This window comes from Sphingomonas sp. FW306-05-A (genome assembly GCF_058782275.1).
Genome location: NZ_JBYSXN010000002.1, coordinates 813,854 through 827,989 on the forward strand (window position 1 = coordinate 813,854; position 14,136 = coordinate 827,989).

Here is a 14,136-nt window from a genome sequence, read left to right on the forward strand (position 1 = left end):
TCTTGCGTTCGTTCTGCCGTCCTCCCGCGAAAGCCGGAATCCAAGGTTTTGCAAAACAACGTCTGCTGGCGTTTGCGACCCTGGACTCCCGCCTTCGCGGGAGCACGAGCCGGCCAGCTAATCGACGCGCGCCCTAAAAGCTGCTATAAGCGCCGCCTGACCGCACACCAAAAAGGTACGCTATGCGCCTGTATCTCCTGGGTTTGTTCGCCCTCACCGCCGCCACCCCGGCGTTCGCGCGGGAGCCTGCTCCCCGCCCCGCGCCGCAGATCGATGCGGCACAGGTCGGCGCGCTGCTGTCGAATCCGTTGATCCAGGAAGGGCTTGCCGCGGTCGTCGACCAATATGCGGGGGCCTTGCTCCAGACTCGCGTGGGGCCGGTTGCCAAACTGGCAGGTCCGGACACGGGCATCCGTCAGGAGGACACGCTGGGTGACGTGATCGGGCGGCAGGACCCGCAGTATGCGGACCATATCCATAAGGGTGCGAAGGGCGCGGTCGCCGCGACCGGGCAGGCCGCGAAGGATCTCGCCAGCATGTCCGCCGAGCTCCAGCGCACCGCAGAACGGCTTCGTACTGTGCTGGGAAGCACCAATCTGGGTCTAGATTCGGCACGTAATTAGCGCGCGCGCGACGGGTTTTACGCCATTCGCGCCAGTTTTTTCGCACTGCTTTTGCACCACGCTTTCCCGGCGAAGGCCGGGACCCAGTGGCGATGGCCGGAGTAACGTAGCGCGGCCGATTTTCTCCTCCGTTGCGCTCCTGGGCCCCGGCCTTTGCCGGGGAAGGTTGGAGGAGTGTTCAGGAGGCGGTCCAGCGCCGCATCATCCCGCTTCGTCGGTCGCCCGACCGATAATTCCTGCGCGCCATCTTCCCCCTGCGCCGCACACCTCCTACCACCACGGGCATGTGGCAACTTTATCAATTCCCGCTCTGCCCGTTCTCGCGCAAGGTCCGGCTTCTGCTCGGCGAAAAGGGCATCGGCTATGAACTCGTCCGCGAAAGCCCGTGGGATCGGCGGGATGAATTCCTCGACATGAACCCGGCGGGGCAAGTCCCCGTGCTGGCGGACCAGACGCGCGGGATCCTGCTGATGGATTCCATGGCGATCTGCGAATATCTCGAGGAAACGGTCGAGAAGGCCGCGATGATCAACGGCACCGCGACCAGCCGCGCGGAAATTCGCCGCCTCGTCGCGTGGTTCGACACGCAGTTCTTCGCCGATATCGTCGCGCCGCTGCTGCATGAGCGGATGGAAAAGCGCCTGGTCACGAAGGAGCCGCCCGATTCGAAGCGGCTTCGCGACGCGATGAAAGCGGCGGTCCGCCATCTCGATTATACCGATTACCTGCTCGACCATCACAACTGGATGGCGGGCGCGACGATGAGCCTTGCCGATCTCGCCGCCGCGGCGCAGATTTCGGTCGCGGACTATCTCGGCGGGATCGACTGGAAGAATCACGAACAGACCGCGAAATGGTATCGCGGGTTCAAGAGCCGCCCGAGCTTCCGCCCGTTGCTGTCCGAGCGGATGGAGGGAATCATGGCGCCGAAACATTATGACGATGTCGACTTCTGAGCCTACTCCCCGGATCGACTTCGGGGATTTCCTGAAGGTCGACATTCGCGTCGGCACGATCGTCGAAGCGCTCCCCTTCCCGCAGGCGCGCAAGCCCGCCTACCGGCTGGTGATCGACTTCGGGCCCGAGGTCGGGACCAAGCGATCGTCGGCGCAGATCACGGTGCACTATACGCTGGACGAGCTGGTCGGGCGGCAAGTCGCGGCGGTCGTCAACTTCCCGCCGCGCCAGATCGGGCCGGTGATGTCCGAAGTGCTCACCCTCGGCTTCCCGGACGAAGCGGGCGAAGTCGTGCTGATCGCGCCGGACCAGCCGGTCCCGAACGGCAGCCGTCTATTCTGACAGCCTGCGTTCCGCACGCTGCGTCTGCCACACGATCAAGCCGAGCAGCGGCAGCGCGATGTCGAGATAGAGCGCAAAGCCGAACCACGCGTTCCAGCCCCAGAACAGATTGGGGAGCGTCTCGAGCTTGCCAGTCAGGAACAGGCCGAGAAAATTCCGCGTCCACACCGGCACCGCCATCGTCTCCGCCGCGAAGATGTCGGTGCTGGCGATGATCAGGTTGATGACGATCGACACCGCCAGCAGTGCAGCCGCCGCATACCGCGCCCGATCGCTGGAAAGCGATGCCCAGAACGGTGCGAGCCCGAGGCCAAGGAACGCGATCGCCGGAACCGAATGCCGAGGCCCCACCGAGGCCCCACCGTCCCAGTAGAAATAGGACGCATTGACCGACACGACGATCGCGACCACCGCCACCGCGAGCCAGCCGAGATCGCGCGTAGCGGGACGGCGGATCATGCGGGCCAACCCGACGCCGCCGACGATTAGCACGGGCGACACCCACAACAGTCCGCGTCGCAACCCGAACACGATCCCCCACATCGCTACCGGCTTGGGATAGGTCAGTCCGAACAGCCCCTGGTTCATCCCGTCGAAACCGACGACACCCTGATATCCCAGCATGAACGGCGTGCCGAAGGCGATCATGTTATACGCCACTACCGGCACGATCGCCGCCCCCGCACAGATCACCGTAATGCCATAGATCCGGCCACGAACCCGCGCCACGGCACTGCGCGTGCGCCACAGCGCCCAAACGCCGATCGCGATGCCGCTGAGCGCCGCCTGAAACTCGACCGCCACCGCCCAGCCGAGCGCAAGCCCCGCCAGTACCGGATAGCGCCAACGCGTGAGCGCGCGTGGCCCCGACGTCCCGCGCCAGATCGCCCAGGTCGCAATCACCAGCAGCGCCGCCACCGGCGCATGGCCGAACAGGCTGGTCGACCAGCCCCAGACGATTGACCCCAGTGCATATCCTAGCGCGGCGAACAGCCCCGCCGCGGGACTGCCGGTGATCCCCGTCCCGAGATCGAGTAACAGCACGGCGGCACATGCAGTGAGCAGCGCGACGCTGGACGCAACGACTGCGGCAAGGCGGATACCAAGGAACTTCATCAGTCGTGGATTGGCGATGTCGATGACCTGATCGCTAGCCTTCGCACCGGACAAGCGGTCGGCTGCCCAGACGGCGGGGACCGCCATCAGCGTCATGCCGGGGGCCTTGTCCATATAGTAATGGCGTGCGCTACCCTCGCCAAACTGCGCCTTGTCGATCGTCAGCGACTGGTAGTGATCGATCCGCGCGTCGCCCTGCTCGACCAGCGCAAGCGCCGCGAACAACCGCGTCGCGTTATTGGGGTTGAACGCATAGGAGCCGAACCAGACGCACGACAACCAGACCAGCGCGAACAGCATTGCCGCGACCGCAGGCGGGCCGCGGACCGCATCTGGCCGCGACATTCGGTTGTCTGCGGTCATCCTAAAGCGCGGGTCAGCAGCGGTCCGCACCGACCCGCTATTCGAGCGCCCGGTCGACCGCGCGCTGGTCTTTCTTGGTGGCCTGGCGCTCGCGCTTATACTGCTGACCGCGCTGCGCGAGGCACCCCATCGAGCCGCCCGCACCGACCGTCGAGCAGGTGCCGATTCCCTCGACCCCGACCTTGTCGTTCGCTTCTGCCTTGGCCGCCCAGCTCTGGTTCTCGGGTGTCACTTCCAGTTCGCGCAATTCCTTGGGGATGCGGAACTGCTCACCCGGGGCACGCCGCACGCACACGACGATCTCGTTGCCGTTGGTGTCGGTCGGGCATTTCTGGTTGCCGTAGATCGTCATCGTCGGGGTCGGCACGTTCTGCGCGGCAAGCGGTGCCGACACGAACAAGCCGGAACCTGCCGCCGCCAGTGCAGCGGCAGTGATCGTCAGCCGGGGGAACAAGGAACGGGTCATCAAGTCTCTCCGTCAAATACGCTTGGCTGTCGCGATCGCGACCTTGCAGCCGAGCCGGATCAGCCCGCTCAATACCGGATAGCCGACTGCGCTTTCGGCACCCGCGGCCAGCGCGGTTTCGCGGTGCTCGACCTCTTCGGCCTGGAAGTCCCGGATCGCGTCGGTCAGCTCTGGATCGCTGTCACCCAAGGCGACGAGCTGATCCTCATAATGCTTGTCGATCTCGGTTTCGACCGCGGCGGTACACGCCATCGCGGCTTCGGGGCTGATCGCCGCGGTCACCGCACCCAGCGCGAAGCCCGCGACGTTCCAGATCGGCTCGAGCAAGGTCGGGCGAACCCCGCGACGCGCCATCATCGCGTCGAAGAATGCGCGGTGGCGCTCCTCCTGATTGGCCATGCCCGCAATCGCGCGCGCCGCCGGGCTGCGATCCCCAAGCACCGCCAATTGCCCTGCGTAGATCCGCGTCGCGCCGAACTCCCCGGCCTGATCGACCCGGATCATCGATCGGCTCGCGCGGCGCGCGTCACCCGGTTTCCAGCTCATGCTCATTTCCTCCGCAATGCCCAGAAGATGGCGATTGCCCCCGCGATCGAAAAGACCGCGTTGAACCCGGCGAGCGAAATGCCGCCCAGCGTCCACTGCGCAACGTCACAGCGCACGATCGGTGCCTTCATGATCGACTCGAGCGTGACCGGCCCGGTCATCGTCGAGGTGCATTCGGTGAAGCCCTGCCACCAGTGATATTCGACCCCGGCGTGAAACACGCCGATCGCGCCGCTGACCAGAACCGCGACCGCGGCGAGCACAACGAGCAGGCGCTGCGTCCCCCGCCCCGGCACGACGAAGGCAAGCACCGCGAGGACGAGCGCGACGATATGCGGATAGCGCTGGAACCAGCACAATTCGCACGGATACAGCCCGCCGACATATTGCGACGCGAGCGCGCCGCCGAGCAGTGCCCCGGGCACGATCAGCGCCAGCAGGCGCGCGAGCGGAAAGCGATCGGTTGTCATGTTATTTGGAGGCCGTCGCCGACCGCGGCGCCACGGTGCCGAGACGACCGATCGTCTGGAGCGCGTAGCTCATCTGGAAATCCTCGATGCCCTTGGCCTTCAGCTGTTCGGGCGTTGCCGCGAAGCGTGGGTCGGTCTTGGTGTCTTCCTCGATCGCGGCATTGTCCGCCTTGACCTCGTTGATCAGGTGGCGGCGCAAATCATCCTCACGGAAGACGGGGCGCGATTTGTAATCCGGATCGGAAATCTGCGGCACTGCGATGTCGGGCTCGATCCCGCCTTCCTGCACCGACCGGCCCGACGGCGTGTAATAGCGCGACGTCGTCAGCCGCAACGCAGCGTTCGCGCCGAGGTCGATCACGGTCTGCACCGAGCCCTTGCCGAACGAGCGTTCGCCCATGACGAGCGCGCGGTGATGATCCTGCAACGCGCCCGCAACGATTTCCGATGCCGAGGCCGTGCCCGCGTTGGTCAGCACGACGATCGGTACCCCGTGCGTAAGGTCGCCCTTCACATAGCTTTCGGCATAGAAAGGTTCGATATCCGCCTTGTCGCGGCCGCGCTGCGACACGATCTCACCGCTGCTGAGGAAATTGTCCGCGACCGCGATCGATTCGTCACGCAAGCCGCCGCCATTGTCGCGCAAGTCGATGATATAGCCGAGCGGATCATGCCCCAGCTGCTTCTGGACGCCCTTGATCGCGGCGGTCACCGCGTCGCCGGTGTGTTCCGAAAACGTATTGATGTTGATGACACCGACACCGTCCTTGACGCTCCACTTGACCGGCTTCTGGACGATCTTCTCGCGGATCAGCGCAACCACCATCGGCTTGTCGCGGCCCGGGCGCAGCAGGGTGAGGCTGACCTTCGACCCCGGCGGCCCGCGCATCTGCGTGATCGCCTCGTCGAGCGACTGGCCGAAGATCAGCTTGCCGTCGATATGCGTGATGTAATCGCCCGACTTGATCCCGGCACGCCCGCCCGGCGTGTCTTCCTGCGGCGCGATGACCTTGATTGCGCCATCCTGCATCGTCACCGTCAGGCCAAGCCCGCCGTAGCTGCCGAGCGTCTGGATCCGCAGATTGTCGTAATCGAGCCCGGTTTCATAGGCGCTATGCGGATCGAGCGCCGCGAGCATCCCGTCGATCGCGCCCTTCACCAGCGTCTTGTCGTCGACCTTGTCGACATATTCTGCCTTCACGCGATTGTAGACGTCGAGAAACACCGACATCTCGCGATAGGTGCCGGTATCGATTGCAGCCATCGCACTGGTCCCCACCGGCACGATCGCCAGCACTGCCGCGATCGCGGTAGCTTGCAGCAGGGACGTTGAGAAACGCGACATTGGCGGAATACTCGAGCGGCAGGAGGGCAGATCATACCCTAGCCGGGTTTATGGGTTGATCAAAGCACATGGCGCATGAACGCAAGTGGAACAAGGCGGTGCGGTGATCATCCCAGCAGCGGGGTGAAATCGATCGCGCGGTCGCGCCGCCGCAGCTCCACCGTTACGCGCGGCGACTCCGCCGCGGGGCCCGCCTCGGGGGTTGTCCCGATCGGGCTTCCCTGGCCTATGCGCTGCCCGACCGAGAGCGGCGTCGCCCCCAGCCCGAAGACGAGCGAGGTCCATCCCCCGCCATGATCGAGGATGACGATCGTGCCATAGCCGCGAAACGGACCCGCGAACGCGACGCGCCCGGCCGCCGGGGCGACGACCGCGGCACTGCTGCCGGGTGCGAACGTCATCCCGCGCGACCGTACGCCCGCGTCAGAGAGTTCGCCGAAACCGGTCACGAGCTTGCCCGTCGTCGGCAAGCGATACGGTGCGCCGTCCGGCCAGCGGGGTATGGCCGTCGTTCCGGTGACCCCCGCGCGCGCCGGACGAGGACCGGGACCCGGCAGGGCTGCCAACGCCCGTTCCGTGGCAGACTGGGAGTCGGCCTGATCCATCAAGTCGACGATCTCGCGCGCGGATTCCCCCAGCGCAATCGCGCGATCCGATTCGAACAATGCATTGCGTCCCAGCGACCGCGCGCGCAGACGGTGTGCCAGTTCGAGACGGTTGAGCGCGAGCCGCTGTCCCTCCAGCCGCGACCGGCTCTCGGCGAGCGCCCGCCCCGCCAGCGCGCTCTGCGTCTGGAGCTGCCGCGCACGCGCTAGCTCCTTGCGGACGCGTTGGGTTCGCGCCCGCAGCACCGGCAATGCTCCGGCAAGCACCGCGCGAACATGGACCAGATCGTCGAGCGATCCGGGCTGCACCACGCTCAGCACCGCAGGGCGGCGCGCCAGCGACTGCAACGCCGCAAGCAGACGCGCGACGGGACGTTGCTGCGCAGCCAGTTGGGCGCGTTGCGCTGCCATCAAACCGGCGACGATCGAAACCTGCGCCTGGCTCGCAACGATATCGGCTTCCGCCTGCTCGATCCGCGCGGCCACCGCCGCTTCACGCGCGAGCGCCTGTCGCGCCTGATCCCGCTCCACGTTCGCACGCTGCTCAAGCGCCGCCGACCGTTCGGCCGCCGCGCGCGAGTCCGCCCTAGCCCGTGACAATTGCGTGCGCCGATCGAGCGAGGGTTGCGCCGGCGCCATGCTTGTCGCGCACAGCGATCCTGCCGCGACCAGCGTCAGCAGCGTGCGTGCGCGCATTCAGCCTTCACGGTGGTACGGATGGTTGGCGAGGATACTGGTTGCGCGCCACAATTGCTCCGCGAGCATCGCGCGTGCGAGCAAGTGCGGCCAGGTCGCCCGGCCGAAACTCAACAGCAGATCCGCCTCCGCCCGCGCGGCATCGTCGAAACCGTCCGCCGCCCCGATCAGGAAGCGGACTTCGCGTACGCCGGAATCACGCCATTTCTCGAGCGTGTCGGCAATCTCGCGCGAAGGGAGCACAACACCTGTCTCGTCGAGCAGCACGATCCGCGTGCCCGGATCGACCACGGGCATCTTGCCCCCGGTGTCGGGCAACTCGGTCAGCTTGTACGGCCAGTTCAGCCGTTTGACATAGCGATCGACCAGTTCGGACTCGGGCCCACGCCCGATCCGCCCGCGCGCAACGATATGCAGCAGCATTGGTCCCCACCTGTCCGTCCGCCCGCGCCGTGGCGCGGACGGATCGCCTTATGCTTCGCCGCCGAACGGGTCGGGCGTGGCGGGCGGGGTCGGCGCGTCGCCGAAGGCCCACATCCGCTCGAGATTGTAGAAGCTGCGAACCTCGGGGCGGAACAGATGGACGATCACGTCGCCTGCATCGATCAACACCCAATCGGCGGTGGGCAGGCCCTCGATCCGGGTCGACCGGCGGAGTTCGCCCTTGATCTTCTCGGACAGTTTCTGCGCCATCGACGCGACCTGACGAGTCGAGCGACCGCTTGCGATCACCATATAGTCCGCGATCGTCGATTTGCCCGCGAGCGGAATCGAGATGGTATCGACCGCCTGATCGTCGTCGAGCGACGCGAGCACGAGCCGATGCAGCGCCTCGACCTCATCGGGTTCGGACGCGCGATACACAGGAGAAGATGAAGCCAAGGCGATTCCTATTCTATAGGGGAAGTGACAGCATCTGGCAGGAAATGCCGCTGCCAGGCGGGGTCTGCAGCACGAAGCTGCGTCGCGGAGCGCGGGTCGGGGCGGAAGCGCAACAGCACGAGGGCCGGCAATCTCCACTGCGTCCAGTTCTTCGCCTGGTGTGCGGGCCGACGAGCGCGCCGCAACCAACCCATCGCGGGAGCCGCGAGAGCATCGCTGTCATACCCCGGACGCGCGATTACCGCAATCGGAACCTCACGCGCGATTCTGCGCCACCCTTTCCACTGGTCGAACTGCGCGAGATTGTCCGCCCCCATCAGCCAGATGAAGTGCTTCTTGGGGTAAAGGCGGCGCAATTTGGTGACGGTATCGACGGTGTAGCGTGTGCCCAGGCGCTGTTCGATCGTGCTGACGCGGATCGGTGCGCGGCGGGCCATCCGCGTCGCGGACGCAACGCGTGCGGCGAACGGCGCCATGTCGCTGCGGGTCTGCTTGAGCGGGTTGCCCGGCGAGACCAGCCACCATACTTCGTCCAGGCCCAGCGCCTTGATCGCGGCAAGGCTGATCGCGCGGTGCCCAGCATGCGCGGGATTGAACGACCCGCCGAGGATGCCGATGCGAGTCATTCGAACGTCCAGTTCTCGCGTCCGTGACGGATGCGAAGGATCTGGATCCGGTCATCAAGCACCCGGTAGATCAGGATATAGGGCGACGCGGGGATCCGCCATTTTCGCGCGTCCTCCCGCCGCAGGACGGGTCCTGCGCGCGGCATGGTTCCAAGGAAGGCCGCAGCCGCCTGAATCCGATCCGCCATGCGCTCGGCTGCGTCATTCGAATATGCCGACCAGTAATCGTCGATATCGTACAGATCCGCGATGGCGGGTCCGGTCCACTCGATCCTGTTCACCGCAGGATCAAGCGACGCCGCGCTGTTGCCTGCGCGTCTTGAGATCCTCGAAGACCTGATCCTGACCGGTCAATTCGCCACGATCCGCCGAATCGATGCCAGCCTGAACGAACGCCTCAAATTCCGCTTCCGCTTCGACCGTCCGCCGAATGGCCTCCGCCGCAAACCAGGCGCGGCTACGCCCCTGCGCCGCGGCGATACGGTCGACAGATGCGAGTGTCTCCGCGTCGAGCCGCGTCGTGATGACCGATGTCTTGCTCATGCACCAGATGTATACAAGCGGTGCAGACGGTCAACCCCGCACCTGGCCAGTCCCGTAGCCAACCCATTTATACGTTGTCAGCCCTTCCAGTGCGACCGGACCACGGGCGTGCAGCCGCCCGGTCGCGATGCCGATTTCCGCGCCGAGCCCGAACTCGCCGCCATCGGCGAATTGCGTCGAGGCGTTCCACAGCACGATCGCACTGTCGACCTGTGTGAGGAAACGGTCGGCAATCACCGAGTCCGAGGCGATGATTGCGTCAGTATGGTGCGACCCGTGACGCGCAATGTGGGCGATCGCTCCGTCCACCCCGTCGACCAGCGCGGCGGAGGCGATGGCATCGAGATATTCGGTATCCCAATCGGCGTCGCTCGCGTGCGGCAAATCGGGAAAGTGCCGCGCCAATGTGGCGTCGACGCGGACCTCGCACCCGGCGTCGGATAAGGCTGCGACCAGCGCCGAAGCCTGCGGATAATCGCGGTCGATCAGCAGCGTCTCCATCGCGCCACACACACCGGTGCGGCGAAGCTTGGCGTCACGGACGATCGCCTGTGCCATCGCCGGATCGGCGGAGGCATCGACATAGACGTGGTTGATCCCGTCGAGATGCGCGAGCACCGGTACGCGCGCCTCCGCCTGGACGCGCGCGACGAGGCCCTTGCCGCCGCGCGGGATGATCAGATCGATCGCCGCGCCGCCGCTCGATCCGTCCGCAGTGAGCATCGCGCCGACCGCAGCGCGATCGATGGTCGGCACGAGTTGGGCTGCGTCAGCGGGGACACCGTGCGCGGCGAAGCCATCGATCAGCGCGGCGTGGATCGCGCGGTTGCTTTCGATCGCCTCCGACCCGCCGCGCAGGATCACGGCGTTGCCCGCCATCACGCCAAGCGCCGCTGCGTCGGCGGTGACGTTGGGCCGGCTTTCGTAGATGATCCCGATCACCCCGATGGGCACGCGAACCCGGCGCAGCACCAGCCCGTTGGGGCGCACCCGCTCATCGATCAAAGCGCCGATGGGGTCGGACAGGCTTGCGACCGCGGCAACGCCGTCCGCCATCGCACCCACGCGCGCGCCGTCGAGCCGCAGGCGATCGAGCAACGCGTCGGAAAGCCCGGCGGCGGTTGCCTTGGCCATATCGACCGCATTGGCGGCAACGATCGCCCCTTCGGCCGCGCGCAACGCATCCGCCGCGGCGCGCAGCGCGCTCGCCTTCGTCGCGGTCGGCAAGGTGGCGAGCGTTCGTGCGGCGGCGCGCGCAGCGCGCGTCAGGTCGGCAACAAGGGCGGTTGCATCGGTCATTACGGGCTCGCTATCATGACCCCGGGGATTGCGGCAAAGCCTATCTGCGCCGCGCATCAGGGGAAAAGCGCATGAGCGAACTGTCGGCGGCGGGGGATGCAGCGACGGGGGTACTCGTGGCGCACGCAATCGACCCCTATCGAGATCAGGCGGCTCAAGGGCATACGACCGCTGGCTTGTGCCTGAATTGCGGGACACGGCTTTCGGGCGATTTCTGTTACCGGTGCGGCCAGGCAGCGCATGTCCATCGCACGCTGGCCTCGATCGGGCATGACCTGTTGCACGGCGTCTTCCATTTCGAGGGCAAGATCTGGCGAACGCTCCCCATGCTGTTCACCCGCCCCGGCGCACTGACCCGGCGCTATATTGCGGGCGAACGCGTACGGTTCGTATCGCCGCTGGCGCTGTTCCTGTTCTCGGTGTTCCTGATGGTCGCGACGTTCGAAACGGTGGGCGGCCCGATTGGCGGCACCAGTGTGGCCGAACGGCAGGGCGCGAAAATGACGCCTGCAAAGCTGCAAGCCGAAATCGACGACACCCAGGTCCGGATCGCCGCGCTCGAGCAACGCCGCAATCAGGCGGGTAACACCGCCGAAATCGCAATCGAACTGAAGGCATTGCGCAAGACCGCGGAGGGGCTGCAATCGGCCAAGGCGCTGACCCGCGGCGATTTTAGCAAACCGATCACCGTGGGCGAGATCAACACCGGCAGCGCGGTGCTGGATGAACGGATCGCGCACGCCTTCGCCGAACCCAAGCTGTTCCTCTACAAGCTGCAATCGACCGCATATAAGTTCAGCTGGGCGCTGATTCCGATCTCGCTGCCGTTCATCTGGCTGCTGTTCGCGTTCCGACGCGATGTCGGACCGTATGATCACGCGATTTTCGCGATCTACTCGTTGTCGGCGATGACGATGGGGACGGTGTTCCTCACGATCCTGCTCGCGATCGGGGTTCCCGGCAAACTGATCGCGACGATCTTCGTGCTGGGACCACCGCTGCACATGTATCGTCAGCTCAAGGGCGCGTATCGGCTCAGCCGGTTGGGCGCAGCGTGGCGGACGGTGGCGCTGGTGTGCTCGGCGTATCTGGCGGGCTTGCTGTTCTTCGTCGGGGTGCTGGGGATGATCGCCGAATAGGCGCGACAGCTATCGGTAAAGTGTTGGCCACAGGATGGTCAGCGGGGACGTGAGAATAGTCGGGTCGCATCGATACCAGGCCATCTCATGACGGTGCCCGATACGAAAAAAGGCGCCGTCCCGGTCGGGACGACGCCTTGTTCCGAACTCCTGTGTGGCTCAGGCCCCGGCTGGTGCCGGGCTACCGAACGGGCCACCACCCTTGGGTCGCCGCGTCTTGGGGATCGACGTGCCCGCGCCGGGGACGGTCGGGCTTTTCGGCCCATCGTCCCGCGACATGCTGCCGTCCGCGATCAGTGACTTGATCTCGTCGCCCGAGAGCGTCTCATATTCGAGCAACGCCCCTGCGAGCAGGTGCAACTGATCGATATGATGCGTCAGCAGATGCTTGGCGCGGTCGAGGCCACCCTGGACGATCGTCTTGATCTCGTCGTCGATCAGCTGCGCGGTCTGGTTCGACATGCGAACCGGCTGCGAGCTGGAATAGCCGAGGAACGACTCGCCTTCCGGCTGGGCATATTCGACCGGGCCAACCTTGTCCGACATGCCCCATTTGGTGACCATGTCGCGAGCCAGACCCGTCGCATATTGGATGTCCGAAGACGCCCCCGACGAAACCTTGTCGTACCCGAAGATCACTTCCTCGGCGACACGACCGCCCATGGCGACCGCAAGGTTCGCGTACATCTTGTCGCGGTGATAGCTGTAGGAGTCCCGCTCCGGCAGACGCATCACCATACCCAGAGCGCGGCCACGCGGGATGATCGTTGCCTTGTGGATCGGGTCCGATGCCGCCTCGTGGATCGAAACAATCGCATGGCCAGCCTCGTGATAGGCGGTCATCCGCTTCTCGTCCTCGGTCATGACCATCGAGCGCCGTTCGGCACCCATCATGACCTTGTCCTTGGCTTCCTCGAATTCGGCCATGGCAACCAGACGTTTGCCCTTGCGCGCCGCGGTCAGCGCCGCCTCGTTGACGAGGTTGGCAAGATCGGCACCCGAGAAGCCCGGCGTACCGCGCGCAATGACACGTGCGTCGACGTCGGGCGCAAGCGGCACTTTCTTCATATGCACTTCGACGATCTTGATGCGACCCTCGATGTCGGGCCGAGGCACGACGACCTGACGATCAAACCGGCCCGGACGCAGCAGCGCAGGGTCAAGCACGTCGGGACGGTTGGTTGCGGCGATGATGATGATGCCTTCGTTCGCCTCGAACCCGTCCATTTCGACCAGCAGCTGGTTGAGCGTCTGCTCGCGCTCGTCATTGCCATTGCCAAGCCCGGCACCGCGATGACGACCGACCGCGTCGATTTCGTCAATGAAGACGATGCACGGCGCAGACTTCTTGGCCTGCTCGAACATGTCGCGGACGCGGCTTGCACCGACACCAACGAACATCTCGACGAAGTCCGAACCCGAGATGGTGAAGAACGGAACACCTGCTTCACCCGCGATCGCGCGGGCAAGCAACGTCTTGCCGGTACCCGGCGAGCCGACCAGCAACGCGCCCTTAGGGATCTTGCCGCCGAGACGCGCGAACTTGGTCGGGTCCTTGAGGAACTCGACGATCTCCTCCAGTTCCTCGCGGGCCTCGTCGATGCCAGCGACATCGGCGAAGGTGACCTTGCCTTCCTTCTGCGTGAGCATCTTTGCGCGGCTCTTGCCGAAGCCCATCGCGCCCGACCCACTGTTCTTCTGCATCTGGCGAAGCACAAAGTAGCCAAGGCCAAGGAACAGGAAGAACGGCAGCGACTGCATCAACAGGATCTGCCAGATCGGCGCGCCATCTTCAGGCTTGGCGCTGATCACGACGCCCTTTTCACGCAGGCGGTCGGTCAGACGCGGGTCCTGCGGGGCGAAGGTGCGGAATTTGGTGTTGTCGGTATAGGTGCCGGTGACGACCTCGCCTGCGATATTGACGTCGCGCACCGTGCCGCCCTCGACCTTGTCGAGGAAGGCGGAGTAGGCGATCTGGTTCGCACCGGTCGTCGCGGTCCGCGTGTCGATCAACGTTACGAAGAGCGCGAGTGCTACCAGGATACCGACCCAGATAAGCAGCGACTTCATCCAGGGGTTCGGCCCTTCGGGCGGCTTTTCGTTATCGTTCATGGGTGG

At 65.4% G+C, this 14,136-nt stretch carries 17 protein-coding genes; 4 read left to right on the forward strand and 13 right to left on the reverse strand.

Annotated features, from left to right (window positions below; all coding sequences use genetic code 11):
* Positions 1 to 182: 182 nt before the first annotated feature.
* The 3 genes from AC3WJR_RS12610 (at position 183) to AC3WJR_RS12620 (ending at position 1,922) form a co-directional block, all read left to right on the forward strand.
* On the forward strand, positions 183 to 623 hold the full coding sequence (locus tag AC3WJR_RS12610) for a hypothetical protein (protein ID WP_492725382.1): 441 nt from the start codon (positions 183 to 185) through the stop codon (positions 621 to 623).
* A 284-nt stretch (positions 624 to 907) separates the two neighbouring features.
* A complete protein-coding gene (locus tag AC3WJR_RS12615) occupies positions 908 to 1,579 on the forward strand; it encodes a glutathione S-transferase family protein (RefSeq protein ID WP_131526591.1) in 672 nt (223 codons plus the stop codon).
* Positions 1,566 to 1,922 (forward strand): tRNA-binding protein, encoded by a 357-nt coding sequence (locus AC3WJR_RS12620; RefSeq protein WP_492725383.1) that lies wholly within the window; start codon positions 1,566 to 1,568, stop codon positions 1,920 to 1,922. The genes AC3WJR_RS12615 and AC3WJR_RS12620 overlap by 14 nt, the downstream gene beginning before the upstream one ends.
* On the opposite strand, the gene AC3WJR_RS12625 is transcribed toward AC3WJR_RS12620, so the two are convergent.
* The 12 genes from AC3WJR_RS12625 to AC3WJR_RS12680 all read right to left on the reverse strand — a co-directional run bounded on the left by AC3WJR_RS12625 (position 1,914) and on the right by AC3WJR_RS12680 (position 10,879).
* Entirely contained in the window at positions 1,914 to 3,383 is a 1,470-nt protein-coding gene (locus AC3WJR_RS12625; protein ID WP_492725384.1) for a hypothetical protein, read from the reverse strand. The genes AC3WJR_RS12620 and AC3WJR_RS12625 overlap by 9 nt on opposite strands.
* A 55-nt stretch (positions 3,384 to 3,438) precedes the next feature.
* Complete coding sequence (locus tag AC3WJR_RS12630; RefSeq protein WP_492725385.1) at positions 3,439 to 3,867, reverse strand: hypothetical protein; 429 nt, start codon at positions 3,865 to 3,867, stop codon at positions 3,439 to 3,441.
* Between the two features lie 12 nt (positions 3,868 to 3,879).
* Positions 3,880 to 4,413 (reverse strand): demethoxyubiquinone hydroxylase family protein, encoded by a 534-nt coding sequence (locus AC3WJR_RS12635; protein ID WP_354279286.1) that lies wholly within the window; start codon positions 4,411 to 4,413, stop codon positions 3,880 to 3,882.
* A 2-nt stretch (positions 4,414 to 4,415) separates the two neighbouring features.
* Positions 4,416 to 4,883, reverse strand: a complete 468-nt coding sequence (locus tag AC3WJR_RS12640; protein WP_492725386.1) for a disulfide bond formation protein B — start codon at positions 4,881 to 4,883, stop codon at positions 4,416 to 4,418.
* Position 4,884: 1 nt separating this feature from the next.
* A complete protein-coding gene (locus AC3WJR_RS12645) occupies positions 4,885 to 6,228 on the reverse strand; it encodes a S41 family peptidase (protein ID WP_492725387.1) in 1,344 nt (447 codons plus the stop codon).
* Positions 6,229 to 6,335: 107 nt separating this feature from the next.
* On the reverse strand, positions 6,336 to 7,529 hold the full coding sequence (locus AC3WJR_RS12650) for a murein hydrolase activator EnvC family protein (protein ID WP_492725388.1): 1,194 nt from the start codon (positions 7,527 to 7,529) through the stop codon (positions 6,336 to 6,338).
* Entirely contained in the window at positions 7,530 to 7,952 is a 423-nt protein-coding gene (locus AC3WJR_RS12655) for a 23S rRNA (pseudouridine(1915)-N(3))-methyltransferase RlmH (protein ID WP_492725389.1), read from the reverse strand.
* A gap of 48 nt (positions 7,953 to 8,000) precedes the next feature.
* Positions 8,001 to 8,411, reverse strand: a complete 411-nt coding sequence (gene rsfS, locus AC3WJR_RS12660) for a ribosome silencing factor (protein ID WP_238542218.1) — start codon at positions 8,409 to 8,411, stop codon at positions 8,001 to 8,003.
* An 8-nt stretch (positions 8,412 to 8,419) separates the two neighbouring features.
* Complete coding sequence (locus AC3WJR_RS12665) at positions 8,420 to 9,037, reverse strand: nicotinate-nucleotide adenylyltransferase (RefSeq protein WP_354279281.1); 618 nt, start codon at positions 9,035 to 9,037, stop codon at positions 8,420 to 8,422.
* The gene (locus AC3WJR_RS12670) at positions 9,034 to 9,318 is read right to left on the reverse strand and encodes a type II toxin-antitoxin system RelE/ParE family toxin (protein ID WP_492725390.1); all 285 of its coding nucleotides are present in this window, start codon (positions 9,316 to 9,318) and stop codon (positions 9,034 to 9,036) included. Before AC3WJR_RS12670 ends, AC3WJR_RS12665 begins: the two co-directional genes overlap by 4 nt.
* Positions 9,319 to 9,325: 7 nt before the next feature.
* The gene (locus AC3WJR_RS12675) at positions 9,326 to 9,580 is read right to left on the reverse strand and encodes a CopG family ribbon-helix-helix protein (protein WP_354279279.1); all 255 of its coding nucleotides are present in this window, start codon (positions 9,578 to 9,580) and stop codon (positions 9,326 to 9,328) included.
* 30 nt (positions 9,581 to 9,610) lie between these two features.
* Entirely contained in the window at positions 9,611 to 10,879 is a 1,269-nt protein-coding gene (locus tag AC3WJR_RS12680; RefSeq protein ID WP_492725391.1) for a glutamate-5-semialdehyde dehydrogenase, read from the reverse strand.
* Positions 10,880 to 10,950: 71 nt separating this feature from the next.
* On the opposite strand from AC3WJR_RS12680, the gene AC3WJR_RS12685 reads away from it, so the two are divergent.
* Entirely contained in the window at positions 10,951 to 12,018 is a 1,068-nt protein-coding gene (locus AC3WJR_RS12685) for a DUF3667 domain-containing protein (protein ID WP_492725392.1), read from the forward strand.
* A gap of 159 nt (positions 12,019 to 12,177) precedes the next feature.
* Here the strand turns inward: AC3WJR_RS12685 and ftsH are convergent, their stop codons facing one another.
* Positions 12,178 to 14,130, reverse strand: coding sequence for an ATP-dependent zinc metalloprotease FtsH (gene ftsH, locus AC3WJR_RS12690; RefSeq protein WP_354279276.1), 1,953 nt, complete (start codon positions 14,128 to 14,130; stop codon positions 12,178 to 12,180).
* Positions 14,131 to 14,136: the final 6 nt, after the last annotated feature.

Bases quoted from the DNA above. Each gene is read 5' to 3' on its own strand.
- AC3WJR_RS12635 (WP_354279286.1), bottom strand. From the start codon at position 4,413: ATGAGCTGGAAACCGGGTGACGCGCGCCGCGCGAGCCGATCGATGATC.
- AC3WJR_RS12655 (WP_492725389.1), bottom strand. From the start codon at position 7,952: ATGCTGCTGCATATCGTTGCGCGCGGGCGGATCGGGCGTGGGCCCGAG.
- AC3WJR_RS12615 (WP_131526591.1), top strand. From the start codon at position 908: ATGTGGCAACTTTATCAATTCCCGCTCTGCCCGTTCTCGCGCAAGGTC.
- AC3WJR_RS12685 (WP_492725392.1), top strand. From the start codon at position 10,951: ATGAGCGAACTGTCGGCGGCGGGGGATGCAGCGACGGGGGTACTCGTG.
- AC3WJR_RS12650 (WP_492725388.1), bottom strand. From the start codon at position 7,529: ATGCGCGCACGCACGCTGCTGACGCTGGTCGCGGCAGGATCGCTGTGC.
- AC3WJR_RS12640 (WP_492725386.1), bottom strand. From the start codon at position 4,883: ATGACAACCGATCGCTTTCCGCTCGCGCGCCTGCTGGCGCTGATCGTG.
- AC3WJR_RS12675 (WP_354279279.1), bottom strand. From the start codon at position 9,580: ATGAGCAAGACATCGGTCATCACGACGCGGCTCGACGCGGAGACACTC.
- AC3WJR_RS12665 (WP_354279281.1), bottom strand. From the start codon at position 9,037: ATGACTCGCATCGGCATCCTCGGCGGGTCGTTCAATCCCGCGCATGCT.
- AC3WJR_RS12680 (WP_492725391.1), bottom strand. From the start codon at position 10,879: ATGACCGATGCAACCGCCCTTGTTGCCGACCTGACGCGCGCTGCGCGC.
- ftsH (WP_354279276.1), bottom strand. From the start codon at position 14,130: ATGAACGATAACGAAAAGCCGCCCGAAGGGCCGAACCCCTGGATGAAG.
- AC3WJR_RS12620 (WP_492725383.1), top strand. From the start codon at position 1,566: ATGTCGACTTCTGAGCCTACTCCCCGGATCGACTTCGGGGATTTCCTG.
- AC3WJR_RS12645 (WP_492725387.1), bottom strand. From the start codon at position 6,228: ATGTCGCGTTTCTCAACGTCCCTGCTGCAAGCTACCGCGATCGCGGCA.
- AC3WJR_RS12625 (WP_492725384.1), bottom strand. From the start codon at position 3,383: ATGTCGCGGCCAGATGCGGTCCGCGGCCCGCCTGCGGTCGCGGCAATG.
- AC3WJR_RS12610 (WP_492725382.1), top strand. From the start codon at position 183: ATGCGCCTGTATCTCCTGGGTTTGTTCGCCCTCACCGCCGCCACCCCG.
- AC3WJR_RS12630 (WP_492725385.1), bottom strand. From the start codon at position 3,867: ATGACCCGTTCCTTGTTCCCCCGGCTGACGATCACTGCCGCTGCACTG.